Origin of the sequence: Janthinobacterium sp. LPB2021202312-11-4 (genome assembly GCF_037049705.1) — a bacterium.
Classification (GTDB): Bacteria; Pseudomonadota; Gammaproteobacteria; order Pseudomonadales; family Pseudomonadaceae; genus Aquipseudomonas.
Genome location: NZ_JBAGKV010000023.1, coordinates 44,729 through 71,706, shown reverse-complemented (window position 1 = coordinate 71,706; position 26,978 = coordinate 44,729). Strand labels below are relative to the sequence as shown.

The window sequence follows — 26,978 nt, the reverse complement described above, 5'->3', positions numbered from 1 at the left end:
GGAAACCAGCCACGAACTCAGCGTGGGTAAACCGTGAGCGTCTCCTTAAGCCGTCTAGAGCGTCAGCTCGGCTACACCTTCAAGGACCAGGAACTGATGGTCCTGGCCCTGACTCACCGCAGCTTTGCCGGGCGCAACAACGAACGCCTGGAATTCCTCGGTGATGCCATCCTCAACTTCGTCGCCGGCGAGGCTCTGTTCGATCGCTTCCCGCTGGCCCGCGAAGGCCAGTTGTCGCGTTTGCGCGCACGCCTGGTGAAAGGCGAGACCCTGGCCGTACTGGCCCGTGGTTTCGACCTGGGCGACTACCTGCGACTGGGTTCCGGTGAATTGAAGAGCGGCGGTTTCCGTCGCGAGTCGATTCTGGCCGATGCCCTGGAAGCGCTGATTGGTGCGATCTACCTCGATGCTGGCATGGACATGGCGCGCGAACGCGTACTGGCCTGGCTGGCCGGGGAGTTCGAGGGCCTGACCCTGGTCGACACCAACAAAGATCCGAAAACCCGCCTGCAGGAATTCCTGCAGTCCCGGGGCTGTGAACTGCCACGTTACGAAGTGGTGGATATCCAGGGTGAGCCGCATTGCCGAGTGTTCTTCGTCGAATGCGAAATCACCTTACTGAATGAAAAAAGCCGAGGTCAGGGTGTGAGTCGTCGTATTGCCGAACAGGTAGCGGCCGCCGCAGCACTGATTGCCCTGGGCGTGGAGAATGGCCATGACTGATTCAATTGCAACTCGCTGTGGCTATGTCGCCATCGTCGGCCGTCCCAACGTGGGCAAGTCCACGCTGCTGAACCACATTCTGGGTCAGAAGCTGGCGATCACCTCGCGCAAGCCGCAAACCACCCGTCACAACATGCTGGGCATCAAGACCGAAGGCGCCATTCAGGCGGTCTACGTCGACACCCCGGGCATGCACAAGGGTGGCGAGAAAGCCCTGAACCGTTACATGAACAAGACCGCTTCGGCGGCGTTGAAAGACGTCGACGTGGTGATCTTCGTGGTTGACCGCACCAAGTGGACCGACGAAGACCAGATGGTCCTCGAACGCGTCCAGTACGTGACCGGCCCGCTGATCGTGGCCCTGAACAAGACCGACCGCATTGAAGACAAAGCCGAACTGATGCCGCACCTGAGCTGGTTGCAGGAACAGTTGCCGAACGCGCAGATCATGCCGATCTCGGCCCAGCACGGGCACAACCTCGAAGCGCTGGAACGTGTGATCGCGGGCTACCTGCCGGAGAACGAGCACTTCTTCCCGGAAGACCAGATCACCGACCGCAGCAGCCGTTTCCTCGCCGCTGAACTGGTGCGCGAAAAAATCATGCGCCAGATGGGCGCCGAGCTGCCGTACCAGATCACTGTCGAAATCGAAGAGTTCAAGCAGCAGGGCAAAACCCTGCACATCCATGCCTTGATCCTCGTTGAACGTGACGGCCAGAAGAAGATCATCATTGGCGACAAGGGCGAGCGGATCAAACGCATCGGCACTGAAGCGCGCAAGGATATGGAGCTGCTGTTCGACTCCAAGATCATGCTTAACCTCTGGGTGAAAGTGAAAGGCGGCTGGTCCGATGACGAGCGCGCCTTGCGTTCGCTGGGTTACGGCGACCTGTAACACTCGGTTCCAGATACACCAGAGACACCTTGTGGGAGCGGGCTTGCTCGCGAAGAGGATGTAACCTTCAGCATTGATGTTGACTGTTGCACCGCTTTCGCGAGCAAGCCCGCTCCCACATTGGTTTTGGGTTGTTTGTAAAACTGCGCGCCTTCATTGAGTACTCCATGTCCCAGCCCATCGGCCAACTCGCCTACGTGCTCCACTCCCGCGCCTACCGCGAAAGCAGTGCGCTGGTGGATTTCCTCACGCCGCAAGGTCGGCTGCGGGCGGTGTTGCGCAGTGCGCGGGGCAAGGCTGGCACCCTGGCGCGGCCGTTTGTGCCGCTGGAAGTCGAATTCCGTGGCCGGGGCGAGCTGAAGAATGTCGGGCGCATGGAAAGCTCGGGCACTTCAACCTGGCTCGTTGGTGAGGCGCTGTTCAGCGGTCTCTACCTCAATGAACTGCTGATCCGCCTGTTGCCGTCCGAAGATCCGCACCCCGGTGTTTTCGATCACTACGCCGCGACGCTGCTGGCCTTGGCCGAAGGTCGGCCGCTGGAGCCGTTGCTGCGCTCCTTCGAATGGCGACTGCTGGACGATCTCGGCTACGGCTTTGCGCTGAACACCGACATCCACGGCGAACCCATTGCCCCTGACGGGCTCTATCGTTTGCAAGTGGATGCCGGGCTGGAGCAGGTGTACCTGCTGCAACCGGGTCTGTTCAACGGCACTGAATTGCTGGCCATGGCCGAGGCTGACTGGTCAGCCCCCGGTGCGCTGTCCGCCGCCAAGCGTTTGATGCGCCAGGCGCTGGCCGTGCATCTCGGCGGTCGTCCGTTGGTTTCCCGAGAGTTGTTTCGAAAGCCGTAAATTCAGCGTGTATGCTGTGCACCGAACTTACCTCTCTCAGGAGCGCTTCCGTGACCACCAGCAATCGCATTCTTCTTGGCGTGAACATCGACCACGTTGCCACCCTGCGTCAGGCCCGGGGCACGCGTTACCCGGACCCGGTCAAGGCTGCACTGGATGCGGAAGAGGCGGGCGCTGATGGCATCACCGTGCATTTGCGCGAAGACCGTCGGCACATCCAGGAGCGCGACGTGTTGCTGCTCAAGGACGTGCTGCAAACCCGCATGAACTTCGAAATGGGCGTCACCGAAGAAATGATGGCGTTCGCCGAACGCATCCGCCCGGCGCACATTTGCCTGGTGCCGGAGACTCGTCAGGAACTGACGACCGAGGGTGGCCTGGACGTCGCGGGGCAGGAAGCGCGGATCAAGGCTGCCGTGGAGCGCCTGTCGAAGATCGGCTGTGAAGTGTCGCTGTTTATCGACGCTGACGAGCGGCAGATCGCGGCGTCCAAACGTGTGGGCGCGCCGGCGATCGAGTTGCACACCGGTCGCTACGCCGATGCCGAAACGCCGACCGATGTGGCTGAAGAACTCAAGCGTGTGGCGGATGGCGTGGCGTTTGGCCTGACCCAGGGCTTGATCGTTAACGCCGGCCATGGCCTGCATTATCACAACGTCGAAGCGGTGGCGGCGATCAAGGGCATCAACGAACTGAACATTGGCCATGCGCTGGTGGCCCATGCGTTGTTTGTCGGGTTCAAGTCGGCGGTTTCGGAGATGAAGGCGCTGATTTTGGCGGCGGCTTTGAAGGGCTAAGATCAAAAGATCGCAGCCTTCGGCAGCTCCTACAGAGGGTTCGCATAACCTTGTAGGAGCTGCCGAAGGCTGCGATCTTTTGCTTTAAAGCGGCGGGGTTTCCTGGCTCTGCTTGCTCTTGTCGATCCCCGGCACGTGCAGATTGCCTTCAGCCACCTGATCGCCCTCAAGCACAGAGGGTTCGCATAACCTTGTAGGAGCTGCCGAAGGCTGCGATCTTTTTTGCTTTAAAGCGGCGGGGTTTCCTGGCTCGGCTTGCTCTTGTCGATCCTAGGCACATGCAGATTGCCTGCGGCCACCTGATCGCCCTCAAGCACAGAGGGTTCGCATAACCTTGTAGGCGCTGCCGAAGGCTGCGATCTTTTTTGCTTTAAAGCGGCGGGGTTTCCTGGCTCGGCTTGCTCTTGTCGATCCCCGGCACATGCAGATTGCCTTCAGCCACCTGATCGCCCTCAAGCACAGAGGGTTCGCATAACCTTGTAGGAGCTGCCGAAGGCTGCGATCTTTTGCTTTAAAGCGGCGGGGTTTCCTGGCTTGGCTTGCTCTTGTCGATCCCCGGCACGTGCAGATTGCCTTCAGCCACCTGATCGCCCTCAAGCTGTGGCTGCGTCACCCACGTGAGGATGTCGTAGTAGCGACGGATGTTCGCCACGAAGTGCACCGGCTCGCCGCCCCGGGCGTAGCCATAGCGGGTTTTGCTGAACCACTTTTTCTCGGATAGTCGCGGCAAAATCTTCTTTACGTCCAGCCATTTGTCCGGGTTCAGCCCTTCCTTGGCCGCCAGTTTGCGCGCGTCATCCAGGTGACCGCTGCCGACGTTGTAGGCTGCCAGGGCAAACCAGGTGCGATCCGGCTCCTGGATCGATTCGTCCAGTTGATCCTTCATGTAGGCCAGGTACTTGGCGCCGCCCATGATGCTCTGCTTGGGGTCCAGGCGATTGGACACACCCATGGCTTGCGCGGTGTTCTGGGTCAGCATCATCAAGCCGCGCACGCCGGTTTTGGAGGTAACAGCCGGTTGCCACAGCGATTCCTGATAACCAATCGCCGCCAACAGGCGCCAGTCGACTTTCTCTTTCTTGGCATAGGCCTTGAAGTGTTGTTCGTACTTGGGCAGCCGTTGCTGCAAGTGCTGGGCGAAGGTGGTGGCGCCCATGTAGCCGAGGACATCGACGTGGCCGTAATAGCGGTCTTTGAGGCGTTGCAAGGTGCCGTTTTTCTGCACCTTGTCGAGGTAGTTGTTGATCTCGTTGAGCAGGCTGTTGTCTTCGCCAGCCGCCACGGCCCAGCTCTGGTTGCTGGAGTCGCCGAGGTCGAAGGCAACCTGGATGTTGGGGAAGTAGACCTGGTTCATCGCCACTTCGTTGGAATCGACCAGGGTCAGATCAATCTGGCCTTCATCCACCATCCGCAGCAGGTCGACCACTTCAACCGCGTCGGACTCTTCGTACTCGATGCCGGGGTATTTCTTTTTCAGCTCTGCCAGTTGTTCGGCGTGGGTGCTGCCCTTGAGCACCATGATCTTCTTGCCGACCAGGTCGCCCGCATCCGTGGGCCGCGACTGGCCGTTGCGGTAGATGACCTGAGGGGTGACTTCCAGATAAGAGTGGGAGAACCGCACCTGCTTCTTGCGCTGCTCGCTGCTGACCAGACCGGCCGCCGCCAGCACAGGGCCGTTAGGCTTGCCCACCTGATTGAACAGGTCGTCGAGGTTGTCGGCGGTTTCGATCTTGAGCTCGACCCCCAGATCTTCGGCAAAGCGTTTCACCAGCTCGTATTCGAAGCCGGTCTCGCCGTTACGATCCTGGAAGTAGGTGGCGGGGCTGTTTCGGGTAATTACCCGCAGCACGCCATCCTCCTTTACGCGCTCCAGCGTGTTGGGTTTATCAACACAGCCACTGAGCATCAGGAAGAGTCCGGTTGCGATCAGCCATTTGGCGTACCGCGGACGCAAAGCCGTTGGGGAAAACATTTGCGCAGTATACGCAAAGGACTGCGAGCGCCATATCTCGACAGCGAAGGGCTAGTCTGCTAGAGAACCGAAAACCCGCCCGGACCCCGCAGGAATGGGCCACAAGCGCATTTTGTGACAGAAAAAATAAGCCCCGATTAGCACCGGTTTCAGGCCTTGATACCCGGCCCGACGCCCGGGTCATGCCGCCCGTACCGTTTCGGGTGATGTCGCGGGCGGTTTAGGCTAGAATGCACGGCCTCAAAGCACACCCCTTCCCGAGGCTGTCCCGAAGATGTTGATCCTGCGCGGCGCTCCTGCCCTTTCTGCCTTTCGCCACAGCAAACTCCTTGAGCAACTGAGCCAGAAGGTATCGGCTGTCAGCGGCTTGTATGCTGAATTCGCTCACTTCGCCGAAGTCACCGGCGTCCTGACCGGCGACGAACAGCAGGTGCTCGCGCGCCTTCTGAAGTACGGCCCAAGTGTCCCGGTGCAAGAACCGACCGGTCGTCTGTTCCTGGTGTTGCCGCGTTTTGGCACCATTTCGCCATGGTCCAGTAAAGCCAGCGACATCGCTCGCAACTGCGGCCTGAGCAAAATCCAGCGTCTGGAGCGCGGCATCGCGTTCTACGTCGCCGGTCAGTTCAGCGACGTTGAAGCCCAGCAAATTGCTGATGTGCTGCACGACCGCATGACCCAGATCGTGTTGGGCAACCTTGAACAGGCTGCCGGCCTGTTCAGCCACGCCGAACCCAAGCCCCTGACCGCCATCGACGTGTTGGGCGGCGGCCGTGCCGCGCTGGAAAAAGCCAACACCGAGCTGGGCCTGGCCCTGGCCGACGACGAGATCGATTACCTGGTCAACGCCTTCGTCGGCTTGAAGCGCAACCCCCACGACATCGAACTGATGATGTTCGCCCAGGCGAACTCCGAGCACTGCCGTCACAAGATCTTCAACGCCAGTTGGGACATCGACGGCCAGAGCCAGGAAAAAAGCCTGTTCGGCATGATCAAGAACACCTACGTGATGCACAGCGAAGGCGTTCTGTCGGCTTATAAGGACAACGCCTCGGTGATCGTCGGCAACGTTGCCGGCCGTTTCTTCCCGGACCCTGAAACCCGCCAGTACGGCGCGGTGCAGGAACCGGTGCACATCCTGATGAAGGTTGAAACCCACAACCACCCGACCGCGATTGCCCCGTTCCCGGGCGCAGCCACCGGTAGCGGCGGCGAGATTCGTGACGAAGGCGCCACCGGGCGCGGCGCCAAGCCCAAGGCTGGCCTGACCGGTTTCACCGTGTCCAACCTGCAAATCCCGGGCTTTGAACAGCCATGGGAAGTGCCGTACGGCAAACCTGAGCGCATCGTCACCGCGCTGGACATCATGATCGAAGGCCCACTGGGCGGCGCCGCGTTCAACAACGAATTCGGCCGTCCAGCCCTGACCGGTTACTTCCGTACTTTCGAACAATCGATCACCACCCCCCGTGGCGACGAAGTTCGTGGTTACCACAAGCCGATCATGCTGGCCGGCGGCATGGGTAACATCCGTGCCGAACACGTACAGAAAGCCGAAATCACCGTGGGCTCCAAGCTGATCGTGCTCGGCGGCCCGGCGATGCTGATCGGCCTGGGCGGCGGCGCGGCATCCTCCATGGCCACCGGCACCAGCTCGGCGGACCTGGACTTCGCTTCGGTACAGCGCGAAAACCCGGAAATGGAACGTCGCTGCCAGGAAGTCATCGACCGTTGCTGGCAGTTGGGTGACAAAAACCCGATCAGCTTCATCCATGACGTCGGCGCGGGCGGTCTGTCCAACGCCTTCCCGGAACTGGTCAACGACGGCGACCGTGGTGGCCGTTTCGAACTGCGCAACATTCCAAACGACGAGCCGGGCATGGCCCCGCACGAAATCTGGAGTAACGAATCCCAGGAACGCTACGTTCTGGCGGTCGGCCCGGCGGACTTCGAACGCTTCCAGGCGATCTGCGAACGTGAGCGCTGCCCGTTTGCCGTGGTCGGCGAAGCCACTGCCGAGCCGCAACTGACGGTCACCGACAGCCACTTCGGCAACAGCCCGGTGGACATGCCCCTCGAAGTGCTGCTGGGCAAAGCCCCGCGCATGCACCGTTCGGCCGTTCGTGAAAGCGAACTGGGCGACGACTTCGATCCGTCGACGCTTGAGATCGCAGACTGCGTTGAACGCGTTCTGCATCACCCGGCCGTGGCGAGCAAAAGCTTCCTGATCACCATCGGCGACCGCACCATCACCGGCCTGGTGGCCCGTGACCAAATGGTCGGCCCGTGGCAGGTTCCGGTGGCCGACGTTGCCGTGACCGCCACCAGCTTCGACGTCTACACCGGTGAAGCCATGGCCATGGGCGAGCGCACTCCGCTGGCTCTGCTCAACGCTCCGGCGTCGGGCCGCATGGCCATCGGCGAAACCCTGACCAACATCGCGGCTTCGCGCATCAACAAGATCTCCGACATCAAGTTGTCGGCGAACTGGATGTCCGCTGCCGGTCACCCGGGTGAAGACGCGCGTCTGTACGACACTGTGAAAGCGGTCGGCATGGAACTGTGCCCGGACCTGGGTATCACCATTCCGGTGGGCAAGGACTCCATGTCCATGGCCACCCGCTGGACCGACGAAGGCGTCGACAAGACCGTGACGTCGCCGATGTCCCTGATCGTGACCGGTTTCGCGCCAGTGGCTGACATCCGTCAGACCCTGACCCCGGAACTGCGCATGGACAAGGGCACCACCGACCTGATCCTGATCGATCTGGGCCGTGGCCAGAACCGCATGGGCGCTTCGATCCTGGCCCAGGTTCACGGCAAGCTCGGTTCGCAAGCGCCGGACGTCGATGATGCCGAAGACCTCAAAGCTTTCTTCGCCGTGATCCAGGGCCTAAACGCCGACGGTCACCTGCTGGCTTACCACGACCGTTCCGACGGTGGTCTGCTGACCAGCGTTGTCGAAATGGCGTTTGCCGGTCACTGCGGCTTGAGCCTGAACCTCGACGGTCTGGCGGAAACCTCCGCCGACATCGCCGCGATCCTGTTCAACGAAGAATTGGGCGCGGTGATCCAGGTTCGCCAGGACGCTACCCCGGACATCCTCGCGCAGTTCAGCGCGGCCGGTCTGGGTGACTGCGTGTCGGTGATCGGTCAGCCGATGAACAACGGCCAGATCAACATCACCTTCAACGGCGAAACCGTGTTCGAAGGCCAGCGTCGCCTGCTGCAACGTACCTGGGCTGAAACCAGCTACCAGATCCAGCGTCTGCGTGACAACGCCGACTGCGCCGAACAAGAGTTCGACGTGCTGCTGGAAGAAGACAACCCGGGCCTGAGCGTCAAGCTGAGCTTCGATGTCAACCAGGACGTCGCCGCGCCTTACATCAAGAAAAACATCCGTCCACAGGTTGCCGTGCTGCGTGAGCAGGGCGTCAATGGTCAGGTTGAGATGGCTGCCGCGTTCGACCGCGCCGGTTTCAACGCGATCGACGTGCACATGAGCGACATTCTGGCCGGCCGTGTCGACCTGAACGAGTTCAAGGGCCTGGTGGCTTGCGGCGGTTTCTCCTACGGCGACGTGCTGGGTGCCGGCGAGGGCTGGGCCAAGTCCGCGCTGTTCAACAGCCGTGCCCGCGACGCGTTCCAGGGCTTCTTCGAACGTAACGACAGCTTCACCCTCGGCGTGTGCAACGGTTGCCAGATGATGTCCAACCTGCACGAACTGATCCCGGGCAGCGAGTTCTGGCCGCACTTTGTGCGTAACCGTTCCGAGCAGTTCGAAGCCCGCGTGGCGATGGTTCAGGTCCAGGAATCGAACTCGATCTTCCTGCAAGGCATGGCCGGTTCGCGCATGCCAATCGCCATCGCTCACGGTGAAGGGCATGCCGAGTTCTCCAGCGAAGAAGCGTTGCTGGAAGCCGATCTGTCCGGTTGCGTGGCGATGCGTTTCGTCGACAACCACGGTAAGGTCACCGAGAAATACCCGGCCAACCCGAACGGCTCGCCGCGCGGGATTACCGGGCTGACCAGCCGCGACGGTCGCGTAACGATCATGATGCCGCACCCGGAACGTGTGTTCCGCGGCGTGCAGAACTCGTGGCGTTCGGAAGACTGGAACGAAGACGCACCGTGGATGCGTATGTTCCGTAACGCACGCGTCTGGGTTAACTGATAGCTGTGCACAAGCTCAGCTTTTTTGTTCCGGCCAGTCATGTGGAACAGGTCAAAAGCGCCGTATTCGCCGCCGGTGGCGGACGGATCGGTGCTTATGATCACTGCGCGTGGCAGGTGCTGGGTCTGGGCCAGTTTCGTCCATTGGATGGCAGTCAGCCGTTTATTGGCGAAGCAGGGCAGGTCGAGCAGGTTGAGGAATGGAAGGTTGAGCTGGTGGTGGCGGATGAGTTGATCGTGGCCGTGGTGGCTGCGCTGAAACTCAGCCATCCCTACGAGACACCTGCTTACGAAGTGTGGCGGCTGGAAGATTTTTGATCTTCCGAACCGCTGAAACGAGAAACCCGCTGATGCAGATCAGCGGGTTTTTTGTTGCCCAGGATTTGTGGTAACCGGGCGGGCCCCTTCGCGAGCAAGCTTCGCTCCTACAGGAGAAACGCATTCCAATGTAGGAGCGAGGCTTGCCCGCGAAGACTGACTAAACATCGCCACAAGACCCCCGTTTAAAAGCGCTCGAAGTTACTTCCTGAGACCTACAAAATCTTGCGCCGTTGCCTACGGCTCCGCCAGAATCCGCCGGCTTGTGCACCTTGGGGCTGCTCGGTAACTTGAATCCTGTCACTGCCCATCAGTGATCGGGTTTAGCAGCCCAGGGTATCTAGTGAGTAGCGCAAGCTCCGTCAGTCAGGCCTTCCCATGCCTGCACTCGATGGTGGCTGTGCGCAGGGCGCCTTCGGGCGCGCCGGCTTTGCTAGTTTCCCCGGTCTGCTAACCTGCGCACAGCTGCCTCCCTCTCGTTTAGCAGCAGGAGAGTTGGCACTCAATCAGAGAAAATAGCGTATGTCTAAAATTACCCCCGATCCGCCAGAAACCGATCCGACATCTCCGCAACAACCCGAAGCAAAACCACGCGACATCCCCTCATTCGCCGACATCAAAGCCACACCGCGCACCCCCAGCAGCCTGTTTGCCGTAAACCCAAACGCCACGACCGAAACTCTCGCGGTTTACCTGGTCGAGACCCTGGCCTCGGTCGACGTGATGGTCCATCACTTGGTAGACCTGCTGGACGGCGGCGCCCGCAATGCCCTGCTGGGCATTTCAAACAGCGTGATGCTGGCGGAAATCACCGCCAACCGCGTACTGGATCGGATTGATCCACGGGAGTAGATCCGGGTTGTCTGACACACAGCCTTCGCGGGCAAGCCTCGCTCCTACAGGGGGAATGCGATAGACGCACCACCCCGTAGGAGCGAGGCTTGCCCGCGAAGACTGACTGGCAAGCGCCAAAAATCTAAACCTTCGCACTCACCTCACTCCGATTCACCAACGCCTCCAGCGCTCCACTCAAACTCGGCGCTTTATCGCCAATCAACAAGTGCCAGACACCGCCCTCCAGTTGACTGACACCCTGGCAGCCCAGCTCTTTCAACTGACACTCCGACAACGCCTTGCCATCCGCCAGGTGCAGGCGAATTCGGGTCATGGCGATGCAGTCCATTTGCAGCACATTTTCGCCACCGCCCAACGCGTTCAGCCATTGCTGCGCCTCTGGCACGGCCACCGGTTTCGCGACTTCGACCTCGGCGGCGGGCGTGCTGATGACCGCGCGGCCCAACGCTGGCATGGCCAAGCGAATTTCATCGGCAATGCTGTCGGCCATTGGCCCGACCACCACCTGCAAACTCCCGCCCTTGCCCGGACGCACCACCGCCATCGCGCCCAGGGCTTTCAACTGCGCGTCGTCAGCCTTGTTGCGATCCACCATGTCCAGCCGCAACCGGGTGGTGCAGGCCCCGACGGTGATCAAATTGGCGGCGCCGCCCAGTGCCTTGATGTAGGCCCCGGCGCGTTCGTTCTCGGCGACGACGACCTTCTCACCCGAAACAACGTCCTCACGCCCCGGCGTCTTGAGGTTGAAGCGGCGAATGCAGAAATCGAACACCACGTAGTAGATCACCGCATACGCCAGCCCCACCGGGATCACCAACCAGCCGTTGGTGGATTTACCCCAGCCGAGAATCATGTCGATAAAGCCGCCAGAGAACGTGAAGCCTAAATGGATGTTCAACGCGTTGGTGACGGCCATCGACAGGCCGGTCAGCAAGGCATGCACCAGGTACAACATCGGCGCGAGGAACATGAAGGCGAATTCGATCGGCTCGGTCACGCCGGTCAAAAACGAGGTCAGCGCCATCGACAGGAAGATCCCGCCCATGACCTTGCGGCGTTCCGGCAGGGCGTTGCGGTACATCGCCAGGCACGCGGCGGGCAGGCCGAAGATCATCATCGGGAACATGCCGGTCATGAACTGGCCACCCTTCGGGTCGCCGGCAAAGTAGCGCGACAGGTCGCCGGTAACGATGGCGCCCGTGGTCGGGTCGGTGAAGCTGCCGAAGATGAACCACGCCATGTTATTGAGGATGTGGTGCAGGCCGGTGACGATCAGCAAGCGGTTGAACACGCCGAAGACGAACGCGCCGAAGCTGCCGCTTTCCATCATCAAGGCGCCGAAGCTGTTGATGCCTTGCTGGATCGGCGGCCAGATGAAGCCGAACACCACCCCCAGGCCGACGGCGGCAAACCCGGTGACAATCGGCACGAAACGCCGGCCGCCGAAGAACGCCAGGTATTCCGGGAGCTTGATGTCCTTGAAGCGGTTATACAGCGCCCCGGCCATCAAGCCGCTGACGATCCCGGCGAGCATGCCCATGTTGATGCTCGCATCCAGCACCTTGAGCGTGGAAATCATCACCAGATAACCAATCACCCCGGCCAGGCCTGCGGTGCCGTTGTTGTCCTTGGCGAACCCGACCGCGATGCCGATGGCGAAGATCATCGCCAGGTTGGCGAAAATCACCTGGCCGGCGTCGTGGATGATCGCGATGTTCAGCAGGTCGGTATCGCCCAGGCGCAGCAGTAAACCGGCGATGGGCAGGATCGCGATCGGCAGCATCAGCGCGCGGCCGAGGCGCTGCAGGCCTTCGATAAAGTATTGGTACATGGCGTTTCTCCCAGGATTCTTTTTGTTGTTCAGCTCAGGGGCCAATGCTGGTGACAGGCGTGACGCACCGCCGCAGCGCTGCTCAACTTGAGCAGGCCCTGGCTGAGGCGTCGGCATTCGTTCGCGTCGAGATGGCGGACGCGGTCCTTGATTTCACCGATCTGCACCGGGCTCACCGACAACTCGCTGACCCCCAGGCCAATCAGCACCGGTGTGGCCAACGGATCAGAGGCGAGTGCGCCGCACACCCCGACCCAGCGGTGATGCACCGCCGCGCCGGCACAGGTCTGGGCGATCAAGCGCAGCAGCGCCGGGTGCAAGGCGTCGACCCGCGAGGCGAGGCCGGCGTGGTCGCGGTCCATGGCCAGGGTGTACTGGGACAAATCGTTGGTGCCGATGGACAGGAAATCCGCGTGTTCGGCCAGTTGCTCGGCCAACAGCGCGGCGGCCGGGACTTCGATCATCACCCCCAGCTCCGGGCGCTGGGTCAGTTCCAGCTCGGTGCACAAGGCGTCGAGGCGCTGGCGGATGTGCAGCAATTCATCGACTTCGGTGACCATCGGCAACAGGATTCGGCAGCGCGACAACGGGCTGACGTGCAGCAACGCGCGCAGTTGTTGATCGAGCAGTTCCGGGCGCACTTGTGCCAGACGGATACCGCGCAGACCCAGCACCGGGTTGGCTTCGATAGGCAGCGGCAAGTAGTCGAGTTGTTTGTCGCCGCCGACGTCGATGGTGCGGATGATCACCGATTTGTCGCCCATGGCGTCGAGCACGGCTTGGTAGGCGGCGCGTTGTTCCTGTTCGTCCGGCGCGGTGTTGCGGTCGACGAACAGAAACTCGGTGCGCAACAACCCGACACCGTCGGCGCCATTGGCCAAGGCATCCGCCGCTTCGGCGCTGGACGCTACATTGGCCGCGACTTCGATGTGCACGCCATCGAGGGTCAGCGCCGGGGTGTGCGCCTGGGCCTGTTGTTGGGCGCGGCGTTGTTGGTGATCGAGTTGCGCCTGACGCACGTCGGCCAAGCGTTCGGTGGTCGGTGTCAGTTCGAGGCGACCGCCATCGGCATCCAGCACCACCGCTTGGCCTTGCGGCTGATCCAGCAGCGCCGAACCCAGTGCGACCAGGCACGGCAGGCCTTTGCCGCGAGCGAGAATTGCCACGTGAGAGGTCGCGCCGCCCGCCGCCATGCACAACCCGGCGACCCCTTGCTGGCTCAGTTGCAGCAAGTCCGACGGGGTCAGTTCATGGGCAATGACGATGGCGCCGGCCGGTACATCGTACTGCCAGGCTTCACCCAGCAGAGCCCGCAGCACCCGTTGCTTGAGGTCGCGCAGGTCGTTGGCGCGTTCGGCCAGCAACGCACTGCCGAGTTGCTGAAGGACCTCGCACTGCACGTCGATGGACTGGCTCCAGGCGTGAGTCGCGGCCATGCCGTTGTCGATGGACGTGTTCGCCGCGTCCAGCAGCGCCGGGTCTTCGAGCAAGGCCAGGTGCGCAGCGAAGATCGCTTCTTCGTCGGTGTTCTTGTGTTTTCTGGCCTGAATCAGCGTCTGGTCGATTTCGCTGCGCACGGCGTTCAACGCGGCATCGAGGGTTTGCAGTTGTTGCACGGGGTCGTGATTGCCGGCGTCCACGGGCAGGCTGATCGCACTCAGGCGAAACAACGGCCCCGCGACCAAACCCGGTGCGGCACACACACCGTGCAACACGCCCGCTTCGGCCGGGCGATTGCGCTGGGCAATCGGCGCGGGTGCAGCGGCGTGACTGTCGTCGGCCAGGGCGGTGGACAACGCGAGCAACAAGGCCTGCAACGCCGCTTCGGCATCCGGGCCCTGGCTGCTGACCTGCACTTCTTCCTGCTCGCCAATCGCCAGACTCATCAGCCCGATCAGGCTGTCGCACGACGCCGATTTACCGGCGAAATGCAGCAGCGACTTGCTCTTGAAACCCTGGGCAGTCTGCCGAATCAGCGCCGCCGGCCGAGCGTGCAAACCCCCGCGATGGGCGATGCGCACATGACCGTGAACTTCGACGCCAGACACCTCGACTTCAGCCTGTGCGCCATTGCTCAGACGCCGAACGATGTGCAGCAACGGATCGCCGACCTTCACCGATTTCAGGGTGATCGGCCGCGCCTGGAAGTCTTGGCTGTTGGTCAGGATCATCAGGCTGACCAGGCTTTTGCACTGCTGCGCGACTTTGTCCAGGTCATAGCGCAGCAGCGGCTGGCCGTTGCTGACCCGGGCGCCTTCCTTGACCAGCATCGAAAAGCCTTCGCCCTGCAACTCGACCGTGTCGAGGCCCAGGTGCAGCAGCAATTCGGCACCGTTGTCGGCCCGCAAAGTGATCGCGTGCCCGGTGCGGGCGACATGCACCACCACGCCGGCGCACGGCGCGTGGAGGGTGTCGTTGAGCGGGTCGATGGCAATCCCGTCGCCCATGGCGCCGCTGGCGAACACTGGGTCCGGGACTTTGGCGAGCGTGAGCACCGGGCCGCTGAGCGGGGCGCTTAAGGTCAGCTCTTTATTATTGTTGTGCATGGCTCGGTACTCATCGGTAAACAATTCGGTCTGGATCACTCACCCCCGTAGGAGCTGCCGAAGGCTGCGATCTTTTGATCTTGATCTTGATCTTGATTTTGATTTTGATTTTCAAGATCAAAAGATCGCAGCCTCGTTTCACTCGGCAGCTCCTACCGGGGGTATTCAGTCGTCATCAGTGGGTGCGCGTTACTTTGCTCAAGTGCCGTGGCTGGTCCGGGTCCATGCCACGGGCGACGGCCAGCCCGGCGGCCATCACGTAGAAACTCTGGATCGCCAGGATCGGATCGAGGGCCGGGTGTTCGGCGCGGATCAGGGTCAGGTCGCGTTCGCTGACGTCATCCGGCGCCGCGAGCAATACCCGAGCGCCCCGTTGGCGCATGTCGGCGGCCAGGCTCAGCAAACCGGCCTGCTCGGCACCGCGTGGGGCGAACACCAGCAGCGGGTAGTGCTCGCCGATCAACGCCATCGGGCCGTGACGGACTTCGGCACTGCTGAACGCTTCGGCCTGGATCGCCGAGGTTTCCTTGAATTTCAACGCCGCTTCCTGGGCGATGGCGAAACCGGCGCCACGGCCGATCACCATCAGGCGTTGGCAATCGCGCAGGGCCTCGATGGCCAGGCTCCAATCCTGTTTCGCCGCGTCGCGCAGACCTTCCGGCAGGGCGTTGCCGGCCTCCAGTAATTCCACGTCTTCTTTCCAGTGGGCGATCAACCGGGCGCTGGCGCTGAGGGTGGCGATGAAGCTCTTGGTTGCGGCGACACTGCTTTCAGTGCCGGCCAACAACGGGAGGCTGAATTCACAGGCTGCTTCCAGTGGCGAGTCGGCGGCGTTGACCATGGAAATGCTCAGGGCGCCGCGTTTGCGCAACAGCCGCAGGCTGTTCACCAGGTCCGGGCTTTGTCCCGATTGCGAGAAGCCGAACGCCACCTGACCGCTGACTTTCAATGGCGCTTGTTGCATGGTCACCACCGACATCGGCAACGACGCCACCGGAATGCCCAGTTGCTGCATGGTCAGGTAAGCGAAGTAACTCGCCGCATGGTCGGAGCTGCCACGGGCGACGGTCATCGCCACTTGCGGCGGCTGACGGCGCAGGCGCCCGGCGATCTCGATCATCTGCGGGTCGAGTTGCTGCAATTGGGCTTGCACGGCCTCGAACGAGGACAGCGCCTCTTCAAGCATTTTTGAAGTCAATGTCTTCTCCTTCGACCATGACGGCGGTCAGTGTGAGTGAGCGATCCAGCCGCACGCAGTCGGCCCAGGCGCCGGGTTGCAGGCGTCCGCGTTCGTTGAGGCCGAGGTAGTCGGCGGGGAATTGCGACAGGCGTTGCGAGGCTTCGGCGATGGGCAAGCCGATCTTCACCAGGTTGCGCAGGGCCTGATCCATGGTCAGGGTGCTGCCCGCCAAGGTGCCGTCGGCCAGCCGCACACCGCCCAGGCATTTGGTCACGGTGTGGCTGCCGAGCTTGTATTCACCGTCGGGCATCCCCGCCGCAGCGGTGGAATCGGTGACGCAATACAGGCACGGGATCGAGCGCAGGGCCACGCGCATGGCGCCGGGGTGTACGTGCAGCAAGTCCGGAATCAGTTCGGCGTATTTCGCGTGAGCGAGGGCCGCGCCGACGATGCCCGGCTCGCGGTGATGCAGCGGGCTCATGGCGTTATAGAGGTGGGTGAAACTGCTGGCGCCCGCTTCCAGCGCCGCGACGCCTTCCTCGTAACTGCCGAGGGTGTGGCCGATTTGCATGCGCACGCCGCGAGCGCTGAGGGCGCGGATCAAACCGTCGTGGCCGGCGATTTCCGGGGCAATGGTGATCACGCGGATCGGCGCCAGGGCCAGGTATTCCTCGACTTCAGCCATCAACGCGGTGTGGGCGAAATTCGGTTGGGCGCCGAGTTTTCCGGGGTTGATGTACGGGCCTTCGAGGTGCACGCCGAGCACTCGGGCGCTGCCTTTGGGCCGCTGCTCGCAGAACTCGCCGACGGCTTTGAGCACGCTGGAAATCTCTGCGCTCGGCGCGGTCATGGTGGTGGCCAGCAGCGAGGTCGTGCCAAAACGCACGTGGGTTTGGGTGATGGTTTCGAAGGCTGTCGCGCCTTCCATGATGTCTTTGCCGCCGCCGCCGTGAACGTGCAGGTCGATGAAACCTGGCAGCAAATAAGGCAAGTCATTGTCGGCCGGATCGCAGGGCACGCCTTCGATGGACACGACTTTGCCGTGTTCGTGAATCAGCCGGCCGCGAACCCAGCCGTGGGCGGTAAGGATGTTGTCTTCGGACATGATCGGTTCTCGTCTTAGCGACGCAGCTCTGCGACAAAGTCGTAGTAGTCGTTGCGGCAGTAGGTGTCGGTGACTTCGATGGGCGTGTTGTCTTCCAGGTAACCGACCCGGGTCATCAGCAACATGGCGGTGCCGGGTGCGATGCCCACCAGTGCGGCGAATTCGTCCGAGGCGTTGATCGCCTGGATGTGCTGCAAGGCACGGACGATCGGTTTGCCGATGCCGTCGAGGAATTCGTAGAGGGAATCACCCACCGCTTGCGGTTTGGGAATGATCGAGGCGGGCAGGGTGCTCATCTCGATGGCCATCACCGTGTCGTCGGCTTTGCGCAAGCGCTTGAGCCGCGCGACCTTGTCGTTGGGCGAAAGGCCTAGGCGGATCAGTTCTTCGTGGGTCGGCGGGGTGATTTCCCGTTCCAGCCATTGCGAGCCAGGAACGAAGCCTTTCAAGCGCAGCATTTCGCTGAAGCCGGACAGGCGCGACAGCGGTTGTTCCAGGCGTGGCGTGATGAAGGTGCCGGAGCCTTGATTGCGGCGGATCAGACCTTGATCAAACAACACTTCCAACGCCTTGCGCGCGGTGACGCGAGAGATGCCCAGGGATTCGCTGAGGCTGCGCTCCGACGGCATGGCCTGCTCGGCTTTCCATTGACCGGCGTGGATCGCCGCTTCCAGATTGCGCGCCAGTTGCAGGTACAGCGGCGTCGGCTGAGAGTCGTCAGGACGTAGGGCCTGGATGTCATTCATGTAGGTTGTTTCCGATGCGGATGTTGGATTTTTGTCGCCCGCTTGTGGGACGGAAGCTAATACCACTTAAATACCATGTCAATGAGACCACTTTGCTCAAGGCACAGGGAAGCCGGGCCTACTGGCCGGGTTGAGTGAGGGTTGGCTTTAAGTGGTATTACGGGAGGGAATCGCAGAAGCAAAGATCGCAGCCTTCGGCAGCTCCTACAGGTGAGAGTGGTATCAACCCTGTAGGAGCTGCCGAAGGCTGCGATCTTTTGATTTATTTTTTCGGAGGGCGACAGAAGGTAGGGGGCATAAGACGAAATCAGAGGCGAATCCAGGCTTTTGTGGCGAGGGAGCGCTACGGCCGAATTTCGATCATCGTGCCATCCGGCACCAAACCCCAGACTTCGCGCATGTCCATGTTGCGCATGGCGATGCAGCCGTCGGTCCAGTCCAGGGTATGGAACAGGTTTTCCGGGTAGTCATACGTGTCGGGGGTGCCGTGGATCATGATCATGCCGCCGGGCTGCACGCCTTCGCGACGGGAGCGCTCGGAATCGTCGCGGTTGGGGTAGGAAATGTGCATCGCCAGGTTGTAGCGGTCACTGACCTTGCGCCAATCCACCCAATAGAAGCCCTCGGGCGTGCGTTTGTCGCCTTCCATCAGCTTCGCGCCCTTGGGCTGTTTGCCCAGGGAGATGCGGTAAGTGCGCAACGGCTTGCCGTCGGCGATCAATTGCAGTTGATGGGCGGATTTGAGCACCAGCACTTTATCGATGGGTTTGCCATCCAGGGTGACCACGGTGGAAGCCTGGGACACGAGCACGAACGACAGGCAAAACAGGGCAAGCAACCAGCGCATTGAAACGATATCCCTAGAGGTGTCGCGACTATTTATAAGTACAAGTAAGAGCTTAGGTGATGGCTGGCTGAGTCAGTGGTGGAATCGACTCGGAGCGCACCGGGTAGACCTCCGTCCGGCGGTCAGCGAAGAAGCATTCTAAGGTACGGCCCACGGTGCGGAAAGCCAGCTCGGACCAAGGGATGTCGGCTTCTTCGAACAACATGACTTCCAGGCTCTCGGGGCCGGCAGAAAAGTCCAGGTCCACCAGCTCGGCGCGGAAGAACACATGCACCTGACTGATGTGCGGCACATCGATCAGCGTATAGATGTTCAGGTTGCGCACCCGGGCGCAGGCTTCCTCGGCGGTCTCGCGCACGGCGGCCTGCTCGACGGTCTCGCCGTTTTCCATGAAGCCGGCGGGCAGGGTCCAGTAGCCGAGTCGCGGCTCGATGGCGCGCCGACACAGCAGCACTTTCGAGCCCCAGGTCGCGACGCAACCAGCGACGATATTGGGGTTCTGATAGTGAATGGTCTGACAGCTATCACAGACAAATCGCAGGCGCGAATCGCCTTCGGGAATGCGCTGGGTGACCGGGTTGCCGCACTGACTGCAAAATTTCATGCTTGGGTTCCTGAATGCTGCGCCTATCTTGGCGTGCGGCAGTGTCTGTCGGCAAGTTGTCGTTTCGCGACATGGGGTGGTTCGGGGGTTGGGCGGTCGGTGTGATTGGTGCATGATGCATAGGGTCTGTTGACGTTTGCTGGCGAACCGCGTTGCAGTGCCAACGCGTGCGAGGCAAGGCGCGGGATGCAGCTAATGTCTGTTTCCTTGGCAAATCCCGCAACGCAGCCGCGCGCGCGTTGGCGCGCAACGCGGTCGTCAGCAAACGTCAACAGACCCTACGGCCAACAGATCGAGAAGACTCATGCTGGACGAGCTACTTCACCGGGTAAGCAACCACACGCCACGCACCCTGGAAACTGACAAGCGTTTCCCCGAGGCCGCTGTACTGGTGCCGATCACCCGCAGTGATGAACCGGAACTGGTTCTGACCCTGCGCGCCAGCGGGCTCTCGACCCATGGCGGCGAAGTCGCCTTCCCGGGCGGGCGCCGCGATCCTGAAGACCCCGACCTGATCTTCACTGCCCTGCGCGAAGCCGAAGAAGAAATCGGCCTGCCGCCCGGTCTGGTGGAAGTGATCGGTCCGCTCAGCCCGCTGATCTCTCTGCACGGCATCAAGGTCACGCCTTACGTCGGCGTGATTCCCGATTACGTCGAATACCTGGCCAACGATGCCGAGATCGCCGCGGTGTTCAGCGTGCCCCTGGAGTTCTTCCGCAAGGACCCGCGCGAACACACCCACCGCATCGATTACCAGGGCCGCAGTTGGTACGTGCCGAGCTATCGTTATGGCGAATACAAAATCTGGGGTTTGACCGCGATCATGATCGTCGAGCTGATCAACCTGCTTTACGACGCCGACATCAGCCTGCACCGTCCGCCCAAAAGTTTTATCCACACCTGAAGCCATCGTTCGAATGGCCTGAACCAGCCTGATCCTCGAGGACAACAAGATGAAATATCGCCTGGGCGACGCCCGCGTCGACACCCATCCACAGAGCTGGGTCGCCCCCAATGCCGTGCTGGTGGGCAAGGTCAAACTGGAAGAGGGCGCCAACGTCTGGTTCAACGCTGTGCTGCGCGGCGACAACGAACTGATCCTGATCGGCAAGAACAGCAACGTCCAGGACGGTACCGTGATGCACACCGACATGGGCTACCCGCTGACCATCGGCACCGGCGTGACCATCGGCCATAACGCCATGCTTCACGGTTGCACCGTCGGCGACTACAGCCTGATCGGTATCAACGCGGTGATCCTCAACGGCGCGAAAATCGGCAAGAACTGCATCATCGGCGCCAACTCGCTGATCGGCGAAGGCAAGGAAATCCCTGACGGTTCGCTGGTCATGGGCTCGCCGGGCAAAGTCGTGCGCGAACTCACCGAGCCGCAGAAGAAAATGCTCGAAGCCAGCGCCGCGCACTATGTGCACAACTCTCAGCGCTATGCCCGCGATCTGGTCGAGCAGGAAGAATGAACGCCCCCGAACGCCCTGTGCCCTCGCCGTGCGTGAGCATTTGCGCACTGGATGACGACGATATTTGCACCGGGTGCCAGCGCACGGTGGAAGAAATCACCCGCTGGAGCCGGATGGACAACGCCGAGCGGCGCAAGGTGTTGGGGTTGTGTCATGAGCGGGCCAAGTCCAGCGGCCTGCTCTGGATGATCGGCAAAACCCCCGACTTGTAGGCGCCGGTAGGAGCTGCTAGGAGCTGTCGAGTGCAACGAGGCTGCGATCTTTTGATGGTGTTTTTTGAAGAACGGGATCAAAAGATTGCAGCCTCGTTGCACTCGTCAGCTCCTACGGTACTCTGTGCGCCAAATTGACAGGTATTCCCACGCCCCATGTTCTTTCTGATCGCTTACATCAGCAGCGTCGTGCTGATCAACTTCGCCTTCTCCACCGCCCCGCACCTGGACATCATCTGGTCGGCATGGGGCGGCCTGGTGTTTATCCTGCGCGACATGGTGCAAACCCGCTTCGGCCACGGCGCCATCGCCGCGATGCTGGCGGCGCTGGTGCTGTCCTACGTCACGTCCGATCCGTCCATCGCCCTGGCCAGCGCCACGGCGTTCGCGGTGTCCGAGTGCATCGACTGGCTGGTGTTCAGCATCACCAAGCGTCCGCTGCACGATCGCCTGTGGATAAGTTCGGCCCTGAGTATTCCCCTCGATACGTTCATCTTCTTTGGCCTGATCGACGCTTTCACGCCAGGGGTGATTCTCACCGCCATGGCCTCGAAGTTCGCCGGGGTGACCGCCGTTTGGCTGATCATGGTCTGGCGCTTGCGCAAACAGGCCGTCGCCGGCTGAAGCCAAACCCCGCAGTTCATGTAAAATGCCGCGCTTTGGGACGCGCGCTCAGCGTTGCGACCCTCGATGATCCGCTTCTTTGAGGACCTGAGATGACCCGTATCGGAACTCCATTGTCGCCAACCGCGACCCGCGTATTGCTGTGTGGCTGTGGCGAGTTGGGCAAGGAAGTGGTGATCGAGCTGCAACGCCTGGGCGTTGAAGTGATTGCCGTGGACCGCTACGCCAACGCGCCGGCCATGCAAGTCGCCCACCGCAGCCATGTGATCAACATGCTCGACGGCGCGGCCCTGCGTGCCGTGATCGAAGCCGAGAAGCCGCACTTCATCGTGCCGGAAATCGAAGCCATCGCCACCGCGACCCTGGTTGAACTGGAAGCCGAAGGCTTCACCGTGATCCCGACCGCCCGCGCCACGTTGCTGACCATGAACCGCGAAGGCATCCGTCGCCTGGCCGCTGAAGAGCTGGACTTGCCGACCTCGCCGTACCACTTCGCCGACACCTTCGAGGACTACAGCAAAGCCGTCGAAGACTTGGGTTTCCCGTGCGTGGTCAAACCGGTGATGAGTTCGTCGGGCAAAGGCCAGAGCCTGCTGCGCAGCGCCGCCGACGTGAAAACCGCGTGGGATTACGCCCAGGAAGGCGGGCGTGCCGGTAAAGGTCGGGTGATCGTCGAAGGCTTCATCGATTTCGACTACGAAATCACCCTGCTGACCGTGCGCCATGTTGGCGGCACTACGTTCTGCGCGCCGGTCGGTCACCGTCAGGAGAAGGGCGACTATCAGGAATCCTGGCAGCCACAAGCCATGAGCCCGATTGCCCTGGCCGAGTCCGAACGCGTCGCTAAAGCCGTGACCGAAGCCTTGGGTGGCCGTGGTCTGTTTGGCGTCGAGTTGTTCATCAAGGGTGATCAGGTGTGGTTCAGCGAAGTCTCGCCGCGCCCGCATGACACTGGTCTGGTGACCCTGATTTCCCAGGACCTGTCGCAGTTCGCGTTACACGCACGGGCGATTCTGGGCTTGCCGATTCCATTGATTCGTCAGTTCGGGCCGTCTGCGTCGGCGGTGATTCTGGTGGAAGGGCAGTCGACCCAGACGGCTTTCGCCAATTTGGGTGCTGCGTTGAGCGAGCCGGACACGGCGTTGCGTTTGTTCGGCAAGCCTGAGGTTAACGGCCAGCGCCGCATGGGCGTGGCGTTGGCGCGGGATGAGTCGATCGAGGCTGCTCGTGCTAAAGCGACCCGTGCTTCTCAGGCTGTCGTTGTAGAGCTGTAACCGAGGCGATGCCTTCGCGGGCAAGCCTCGCTCCTACAGGTTTTGCGTCGTTCACATCATCGTGGCGCGACGAAGACCTGTAGGAGCAAGGCTTGCCCGCGATGGCGGTCTGTCAGGCCACACGATTCAAATCGTTGTGACGCGTTTCTTTCAGGCACAGCACCGCAATCAAGCTCAGCACCGCCGCCCCCGACACATACCCGCCGACATAACTCAAACCACCCATCGCCACCAGTTTCTGCGCAAAGAACGGCGCCGCCGAGGCCCCGACAATGCCGCCCAGGTTGTAGGCTGCCGACGCCCCGGTGTAGCGAACGTGGGTCGGAAACAGTTCCGGCAACAACGCGCCCATCGGCGCAAACGTCACGCCCATCAGAAACAACTCAATGCACAGGAACAGCGCCACACCCCAAGTCGTGCCGTGGGTCAGCAGCGGTTCCATCAAGAACCCGGACAGAATCGCCAGCACGCCGCCGATGATCAGCACCGGTTTGCGCCCGTAACGGTCACTGGCCCAAGCTGACAACGGTGTCGCGGCGGCCATGAACAGCACGGCAAAGCACAGCAGCGCGAGGAAGGTTTCACGGGTGTAGCCCAGGGTCGAGACGCCATAACTCAGGGAAAACACCGTCGAGATGTAGAACAGCGCGTAGCAGACCACCATCGAGCCGGCCCCCAACAACATCGGTGCCCAGTACTGGCTGAACAGCTCGACCAGTGGAATCTTCACTCGCTCCTGGCGCGCCATGGCATTGGCAAACACCGGGGTTTCATGGAGTTTGAGGCGCACGTACAGGCCAACCATCACCAGCACGGCGCTCAGCAGAAACGGAATCCGCCACCCCCAGGCGCGGAACTGTTCATCGTTCAACGTCATCGCCAGCGTCAGGAACAAGCCATTGGCGGCGAGGAAACCGATCGAAGGGCCAAGCTGCGGGAACATGCCGAACCAGGCGCGTTTGCCCTTGGGCGCATTCTCCGTCGCCAGCAGCGCCGCGCCGCCCCATTCTCCGCCCAACCCCAGGCCCTGGCCGAAGCGCAACACGCACAGCAGGATCGGCGCCCAGGCCCCGATGCTGTCGTAACCTGGCAGCACGCCGATCAGCGTGGTGCAGACACCCATTAGCAGCAACGACGCAACCAGGGTCGATTTGCGCCCGATACGGTCACCAAAGTGGCCGAACAGCGCCGAACCCAATGGCCGCGCCAGGAAGGCAATGCCAAACGTGAGAAACGCCGAGAGCATCTGAGCAGTGCCGGAGGTCTGCGGAAAGAACACCGGCCCGATCACCAGCGCGGCAGCGGTGGCGTAGACGTAGAAGTCGTAGAACTCGATAGCGGTGCCGATAAAACTCGCGGTGGCCACGCGGGTGGCGGAGTTCGTCGGTTGGGCAGGCGCGGTGTCGCTGTAAGCGGTGCGGGTGGTCATGCGGTGATCCCTGACAGTCATGCTCCAGTGGAGCGAATTATTATGGTCGAACACCCAGGGATGTGGGTTTGCAGCGGTGTGCGGGTAGCACGGGGTGGGGCGAGGCTTGGGTAAGCGGCTCGATTATAGGAAGGTGGCTAACGATCGAACAAGGGGCAAAAAGATCGCAGCCTTCGGCAGCTCCTACAGGGGAATGCGTTTCAAATGTAGGAGCTGCCGAAGGCTGCGATCTTTTAACAATCTAACGGACGGGCACAACCGCCGGCACCGAACTGGTATGCCACACCATCACGCGAGTCACCCGGTTGTCTTCGGTCTCAAGAATCTCCAACCGATAACGCCCGATCTTCAGGCACACCGCGCTGTCCGGAATGGTCTCCAGCGCCTCGGTCACCAGGCCGTTCAGGGTTTTCGGCCCGTCGCTGGGCAGGTGCCAGCCCAGGCTCTTGTTCAGCTCGCGAATCGACGCCGCACCTTCGATCACCAGTCGGCCGTCGGCCTGCGGATGAATGTGCGGGTTGTCGAGGCTGTGCTCGCTTTCGAATTCGCCAACGATCTCTTCAAGAATGTCTTCCAGCGTGACGATGCCGAGCACTTCGCCGTACTCGTCTACCACCATGCCCAGGCGCCGCTGTTGCTTGTGGAAGTTGAGCAATTGCAACTGCAGCGGGGTGCTTTCCGGGACGAAGTAGGGTTCGTGGCTGGCGGCCAGCAAGGCTTCGATGGTCAGGCTGGCGTCCGGCAGTAAATGGCGGATTTGCCGGGTATTGAGCACCGCTTCGACCTGATTGATGTCGCTATGAAACACCGGCAGGCGCGTGCGGCGGTTTTTGCGCAATTGCTCGATGATTTCTTCGAGGCTGTCGTCGAGGTTGATTCCGTCAACGTCGCTGCGCGGGACCAGAATGTCATTGACCGTGATGTTGTCCAGTGCGTGGATGCCCGCCAGTGCATGGGGGCGGCTGGCGGCGTGTTCGTGATCGTCGTGACGGTCTGCCGGCGCTTCGTCTTCGCTCTGTTGCACCACGTTGACCTTGCGGGCAAATGGCCGCAGCAGCAATTGGCTGAAGCCATTGAGCAGCCAGGCGGCGGGGTAGATGATTTTCAGCGGTGCGCCGAGCAGGGTGTTGCCCAGGTTCAGGATCGCGTCCGGGTAGCGCACGGCGAGGGTGCGCGGCAGGTAATCGGCGAACACCAGCAACATTACGCCGGCGCCAATGCAGGCGGCCCATGGACCGTTTTGCGCCCAGGTGAACATCGCCAGCAGCGTGCCGATGACCATCACCAGCGCCCGACACAGGGTGTTGCAGAAAATCAGGCTGTTGAGCGCAAAGCTCAGCTTCGCCACCGGCTTGTCGCTGGCGCGGGTGGCGGTGCGTTGGGCCAGCAGGTGCTGGTGCGCGACTTCGATGGCGGTAAACAGCCCCGACCATAAAATCAGCAGGGCCATCACTGCGAGCATCGGCCCTATGGGCAAGTCGTCCATTATTGCCGCCCGTCAGATGTGCAGAATGTATTCACGAACCAGCTTGCTGCCGAAATAGGCCAGCATCAGCAGGCAGAAACCGGCGAGGGTCCAGCGGATCGCCTTGTGCCCGCGCCAGCCGAGGCGGGTACGACCCCACAGCAATACGCTGAAGACGATCCAGGCCAGGCAGGCCAGCAGGGTTTTGTGCACCAGGTGCTGGGCGAACAGGTTCTCGACGAACAGCCAGCCCGAGATCAGCGACAGCGACAGCAGCGTCCAGCCGGCCCAGAGAAAGCCGAACAACAGGCTTTCCATGGTTTGCAGCGGGGGGAAGTTTTTGATCAGCCCGGACGGGTGCTTGTTTTTGAGCTGGTGGTCTTGCACCAGCAGCAGCAAGGCCTGGAACACCGCGATGGTGAACATGCCGTAGGCGAGGATCGACAAGAGGATGTGGGCGAGGATGCCCGGCTCTTCATCAATGATCTGCACCGTCCCGGCGGGGGCGAACTGCGCCAGTAGTACGGTGGCGGCCCCTAGCGGGAACAGCAAGACCAGCAGGTTCTCCACCGGAATCCGCGAGCAGGCCAGCAACGTCAGCGCGATGACCGCGGCGGCAATCAGGCTGGCGGCACTGAAGAAATCCAGGCCCAGGCCAATCGGCGTCAGCAGATGCGTGAACAGGCTGGCGCTGTGAGCCAGCACGGCGAGCACGCCGAGCGTGACCAGCAGGCGCTTGTTCGCCTTGGCACCAGTGGCCAGACGAGTGCCCTGATAGAGGGTCGCAGCGGCATAAAAGCAGGCGGCGGCGAGGGTAGTAATCAAACTCGGTGACAAGGGGAGCATAAATCCTGTTAGGCAAGCCCGAAAGGCGCTGAGTTTGGCATAGAACCCACATGGCACGAAAGACCATAGAACCTGACAGCGAGGTGTCCGCCGGCCGCAGTCTTCGCTATAATCCGCGACCTGCCCACGCCGCAGGCTCGCCGAGCACATGTTTATTCCGGTCTGGGCCGCCATTATCCCGGTCTACACAGGGCCTGAAAGGATCGCGCA

Annotated in this window: 23 protein-coding genes; 12 read left to right on the top strand and 11 right to left on the bottom strand. The window is 61.6% G+C overall.

The window, feature by feature from the left end; all coding sequences use genetic code 11:
- Window positions 1-33 precede the first annotated feature (33 nt).
- The 4 genes from rnc (at window position 34) to pdxJ (ending at window position 3,266) form a co-directional block, all read left to right on the top strand.
- A complete protein-coding gene (gene rnc / locus V5E99_RS22525; protein ID WP_499804451.1) occupies window positions 34-723 on the top strand; it encodes a ribonuclease III in 690 nt (229 codons plus the stop codon).
- Window positions 716-1,618, top strand: coding sequence for a GTPase Era (gene era, locus V5E99_RS22520; protein WP_499804450.1), 903 nt, complete (start codon window positions 716-718; stop codon window positions 1,616-1,618). The genes rnc and era overlap by 8 nt, the downstream gene beginning before the upstream one ends.
- 167 nt (window positions 1,619-1,785) lie before the next feature.
- Window positions 1,786-2,469 carry a DNA repair protein RecO gene (gene recO / locus V5E99_RS22515; RefSeq protein ID WP_499804449.1) on the top strand — a complete coding sequence of 228 codons (684 nt, stop codon included), beginning with the start codon at window positions 1,786-1,788 and terminating at the stop codon, window positions 2,467-2,469.
- A gap of 50 nt (window positions 2,470-2,519) precedes the next feature.
- Window positions 2,520-3,266, top strand: a complete 747-nt coding sequence (gene pdxJ / locus V5E99_RS22510; RefSeq protein WP_290024677.1) for a pyridoxine 5'-phosphate synthase — start codon at window positions 2,520-2,522, stop codon at window positions 3,264-3,266.
- A gap of 511 nt (window positions 3,267-3,777) precedes the next feature.
- Here the strand turns inward: pdxJ and mltF are convergent.
- Window positions 3,778-5,238 (bottom strand): membrane-bound lytic murein transglycosylase MltF, encoded by a 1,461-nt coding sequence (gene mltF / locus V5E99_RS22505; RefSeq protein ID WP_499804448.1) that lies wholly within the window; start codon window positions 5,236-5,238, stop codon window positions 3,778-3,780.
- A gap of 274 nt (window positions 5,239-5,512) precedes the next feature.
- On the opposite strand from mltF, the gene purL reads away from it, so the two are divergent.
- The 3 genes from purL to V5E99_RS22490 all read left to right on the top strand — a co-directional run bounded on the left by purL (window position 5,513) and on the right by V5E99_RS22490 (window position 10,578).
- Window positions 5,513-9,409, top strand: a complete 3,897-nt coding sequence (gene purL, locus V5E99_RS22500; protein WP_499804447.1) for a phosphoribosylformylglycinamidine synthase — start codon at window positions 5,513-5,515, stop codon at window positions 9,407-9,409.
- Window positions 9,410-9,414: 5 nt separating this feature from the next.
- The gene (locus V5E99_RS22495) at window positions 9,415-9,726 is read left to right on the top strand and encodes a hypothetical protein (protein WP_499804446.1); all 312 of its coding nucleotides are present in this window, start codon (window positions 9,415-9,417) and stop codon (window positions 9,724-9,726) included.
- 522 nt (window positions 9,727-10,248) lie between these two features.
- Entirely contained in the window at window positions 10,249-10,578 is a 330-nt protein-coding gene (locus V5E99_RS22490) for a DUF6124 family protein (RefSeq protein ID WP_499804445.1), read from the top strand.
- Window positions 10,579-10,702: 124 nt separating this feature from the next.
- On the opposite strand, the gene nagE is transcribed toward V5E99_RS22490, so the two are convergent.
- The 7 genes from nagE to V5E99_RS22455 all read right to left on the bottom strand — a co-directional run bounded on the left by nagE (window position 10,703) and on the right by V5E99_RS22455 (window position 19,440).
- Entirely contained in the window at window positions 10,703-12,412 is a 1,710-nt protein-coding gene (gene nagE / locus V5E99_RS22485; RefSeq protein ID WP_499804444.1) for an N-acetylglucosamine-specific PTS transporter subunit IIBC, read from the bottom strand.
- 29 nt (window positions 12,413-12,441) lie between these two features.
- On the bottom strand, window positions 12,442-14,958 hold the full coding sequence (gene ptsP, locus V5E99_RS22480; protein WP_499804443.1) for a phosphoenolpyruvate--protein phosphotransferase: 2,517 nt from the start codon (window positions 14,956-14,958) through the stop codon (window positions 12,442-12,444).
- A gap of 175 nt (window positions 14,959-15,133) precedes the next feature.
- Entirely contained in the window at window positions 15,134-16,144 is a 1,011-nt protein-coding gene (locus V5E99_RS22475) for an SIS domain-containing protein (RefSeq protein WP_499804485.1), read from the bottom strand.
- Window positions 16,137-17,243, bottom strand: coding sequence for an N-acetylglucosamine-6-phosphate deacetylase (gene nagA / locus V5E99_RS22470; protein ID WP_499804442.1), 1,107 nt, complete (start codon window positions 17,241-17,243; stop codon window positions 16,137-16,139). Before nagA ends, V5E99_RS22475 begins: the two co-directional genes overlap by 8 nt.
- A 14-nt stretch (window positions 17,244-17,257) precedes the next feature.
- Window positions 17,258-17,989: a GntR family transcriptional regulator gene (locus V5E99_RS22465; RefSeq protein ID WP_499804441.1), complete on the bottom strand. Its 732-nt coding sequence runs from the start codon at window positions 17,987-17,989 to the stop codon at window positions 17,258-17,260.
- 343 nt (window positions 17,990-18,332) lie between these two features.
- On the bottom strand, window positions 18,333-18,836 hold the full coding sequence (locus tag V5E99_RS22460) for a L,D-transpeptidase family protein (RefSeq protein WP_499804440.1): 504 nt from the start codon (window positions 18,834-18,836) through the stop codon (window positions 18,333-18,335).
- A 52-nt stretch (window positions 18,837-18,888) separates the two neighbouring features.
- Window positions 18,889-19,440, bottom strand: coding sequence for an NUDIX hydrolase (locus V5E99_RS22455; protein ID WP_499804439.1), 552 nt, complete (start codon window positions 19,438-19,440; stop codon window positions 18,889-18,891).
- 304 nt (window positions 19,441-19,744) lie between these two features.
- Between V5E99_RS22455 and V5E99_RS22450 the strand changes: the two genes are divergently transcribed.
- The 5 genes from V5E99_RS22450 (at window position 19,745) to purT (ending at window position 23,028) form a co-directional block, all read left to right on the top strand.
- On the top strand, window positions 19,745-20,344 hold the full coding sequence (locus tag V5E99_RS22450) for a CoA pyrophosphatase (RefSeq protein ID WP_499804438.1): 600 nt from the start codon (window positions 19,745-19,747) through the stop codon (window positions 20,342-20,344).
- 49 nt (window positions 20,345-20,393) lie between these two features.
- Window positions 20,394-20,918 (top strand): gamma carbonic anhydrase family protein, encoded by a 525-nt coding sequence (locus V5E99_RS22445; protein ID WP_003221962.1) that lies wholly within the window; start codon window positions 20,394-20,396, stop codon window positions 20,916-20,918.
- The gene (locus V5E99_RS22440; RefSeq protein ID WP_499804437.1) at window positions 20,915-21,130 is read left to right on the top strand and encodes a DUF1289 domain-containing protein; all 216 of its coding nucleotides are present in this window, start codon (window positions 20,915-20,917) and stop codon (window positions 21,128-21,130) included. The genes V5E99_RS22445 and V5E99_RS22440 overlap by 4 nt, the downstream gene beginning before the upstream one ends.
- 156 nt (window positions 21,131-21,286) lie before the next feature.
- On the top strand, window positions 21,287-21,754 hold the full coding sequence (locus tag V5E99_RS22435) for a hypothetical protein (protein WP_499804436.1): 468 nt from the start codon (window positions 21,287-21,289) through the stop codon (window positions 21,752-21,754).
- 92 nt (window positions 21,755-21,846) lie between these two features.
- The gene (purT, locus tag V5E99_RS22430; RefSeq protein WP_499804435.1) at window positions 21,847-23,028 is read left to right on the top strand and encodes a formate-dependent phosphoribosylglycinamide formyltransferase; all 1,182 of its coding nucleotides are present in this window, start codon (window positions 21,847-21,849) and stop codon (window positions 23,026-23,028) included.
- A 112-nt stretch (window positions 23,029-23,140) separates the two neighbouring features.
- On the opposite strand, the gene V5E99_RS22425 is transcribed toward purT, so the two are convergent.
- The 3 genes from V5E99_RS22425 to V5E99_RS22415 all read right to left on the bottom strand — a co-directional run bounded on the left by V5E99_RS22425 (window position 23,141) and on the right by V5E99_RS22415 (window position 26,759).
- Complete coding sequence (locus V5E99_RS22425; RefSeq protein ID WP_499804434.1) at window positions 23,141-24,457, bottom strand: MFS transporter; 1,317 nt, start codon at window positions 24,455-24,457, stop codon at window positions 23,141-23,143.
- Between the two features lie 241 nt (window positions 24,458-24,698).
- The gene (locus V5E99_RS22420) at window positions 24,699-25,943 is read right to left on the bottom strand and encodes a transporter associated domain-containing protein (RefSeq protein ID WP_499804433.1); all 1,245 of its coding nucleotides are present in this window, start codon (window positions 25,941-25,943) and stop codon (window positions 24,699-24,701) included.
- 12 nt (window positions 25,944-25,955) lie between these two features.
- Complete coding sequence (locus V5E99_RS22415; protein WP_499804432.1) at window positions 25,956-26,759, bottom strand: cytochrome C assembly family protein; 804 nt, start codon at window positions 26,757-26,759, stop codon at window positions 25,956-25,958.
- Between the last annotated feature and the right edge of the window lie 219 nt (window positions 26,760-26,978).

Excerpts from the sequence above, each read along its gene's own strand:
- V5E99_RS22440 (WP_499804437.1), top strand. The coding sequence starts at position 20,915 with ATGAACGCCCCCGAACGCCCTGTGCCCTCGCCGTGCGTGAGCATTTGC.
- V5E99_RS22425 (WP_499804434.1), bottom strand. The coding sequence starts at position 24,457 with ATGACCACCCGCACCGCTTACAGCGACACCGCGCCTGCCCAACCGACG.
- era (WP_499804450.1), top strand. The coding sequence starts at position 716 with ATGACTGATTCAATTGCAACTCGCTGTGGCTATGTCGCCATCGTCGGC.
- V5E99_RS22490 (WP_499804445.1), top strand. The coding sequence starts at position 10,249 with ATGTCTAAAATTACCCCCGATCCGCCAGAAACCGATCCGACATCTCCG.
- V5E99_RS22445 (WP_003221962.1), top strand. The coding sequence starts at position 20,394 with ATGAAATATCGCCTGGGCGACGCCCGCGTCGACACCCATCCACAGAGC.
- V5E99_RS22435 (WP_499804436.1), top strand. The coding sequence starts at position 21,287 with ATGTTCTTTCTGATCGCTTACATCAGCAGCGTCGTGCTGATCAACTTC.
- nagA (WP_499804442.1), bottom strand. The coding sequence starts at position 17,243 with ATGTCCGAAGACAACATCCTTACCGCCCACGGCTGGGTTCGCGGCCGG.
- ptsP (WP_499804443.1), bottom strand. The coding sequence starts at position 14,958 with ATGCACAACAATAATAAAGAGCTGACCTTAAGCGCCCCGCTCAGCGGC.
- nagE (WP_499804444.1), bottom strand. The coding sequence starts at position 12,412 with ATGTACCAATACTTTATCGAAGGCCTGCAGCGCCTCGGCCGCGCGCTG.
- V5E99_RS22420 (WP_499804433.1), bottom strand. The coding sequence starts at position 25,943 with ATGGACGACTTGCCCATAGGGCCGATGCTCGCAGTGATGGCCCTGCTG.
- purT (WP_499804435.1), top strand. The coding sequence starts at position 21,847 with ATGACCCGTATCGGAACTCCATTGTCGCCAACCGCGACCCGCGTATTG.
- V5E99_RS22465 (WP_499804441.1), bottom strand. The coding sequence starts at position 17,989 with ATGAATGACATCCAGGCCCTACGTCCTGACGACTCTCAGCCGACGCCG.
- purL (WP_499804447.1), top strand. The coding sequence starts at position 5,513 with ATGTTGATCCTGCGCGGCGCTCCTGCCCTTTCTGCCTTTCGCCACAGC.
- V5E99_RS22450 (WP_499804438.1), top strand. The coding sequence starts at position 19,745 with ATGCTGGACGAGCTACTTCACCGGGTAAGCAACCACACGCCACGCACC.
- recO (WP_499804449.1), top strand. The coding sequence starts at position 1,786 with ATGTCCCAGCCCATCGGCCAACTCGCCTACGTGCTCCACTCCCGCGCC.
- mltF (WP_499804448.1), bottom strand. The coding sequence starts at position 5,238 with ATGTTTTCCCCAACGGCTTTGCGTCCGCGGTACGCCAAATGGCTGATC.
- V5E99_RS22455 (WP_499804439.1), bottom strand. The coding sequence starts at position 19,440 with ATGAAATTTTGCAGTCAGTGCGGCAACCCGGTCACCCAGCGCATTCCC.
- V5E99_RS22475 (WP_499804485.1), bottom strand. The coding sequence starts at position 16,144 with ATGCTTGAAGAGGCGCTGTCCTCGTTCGAGGCCGTGCAAGCCCAATTG.
- V5E99_RS22460 (WP_499804440.1), bottom strand. The coding sequence starts at position 18,836 with ATGCGCTGGTTGCTTGCCCTGTTTTGCCTGTCGTTCGTGCTCGTGTCC.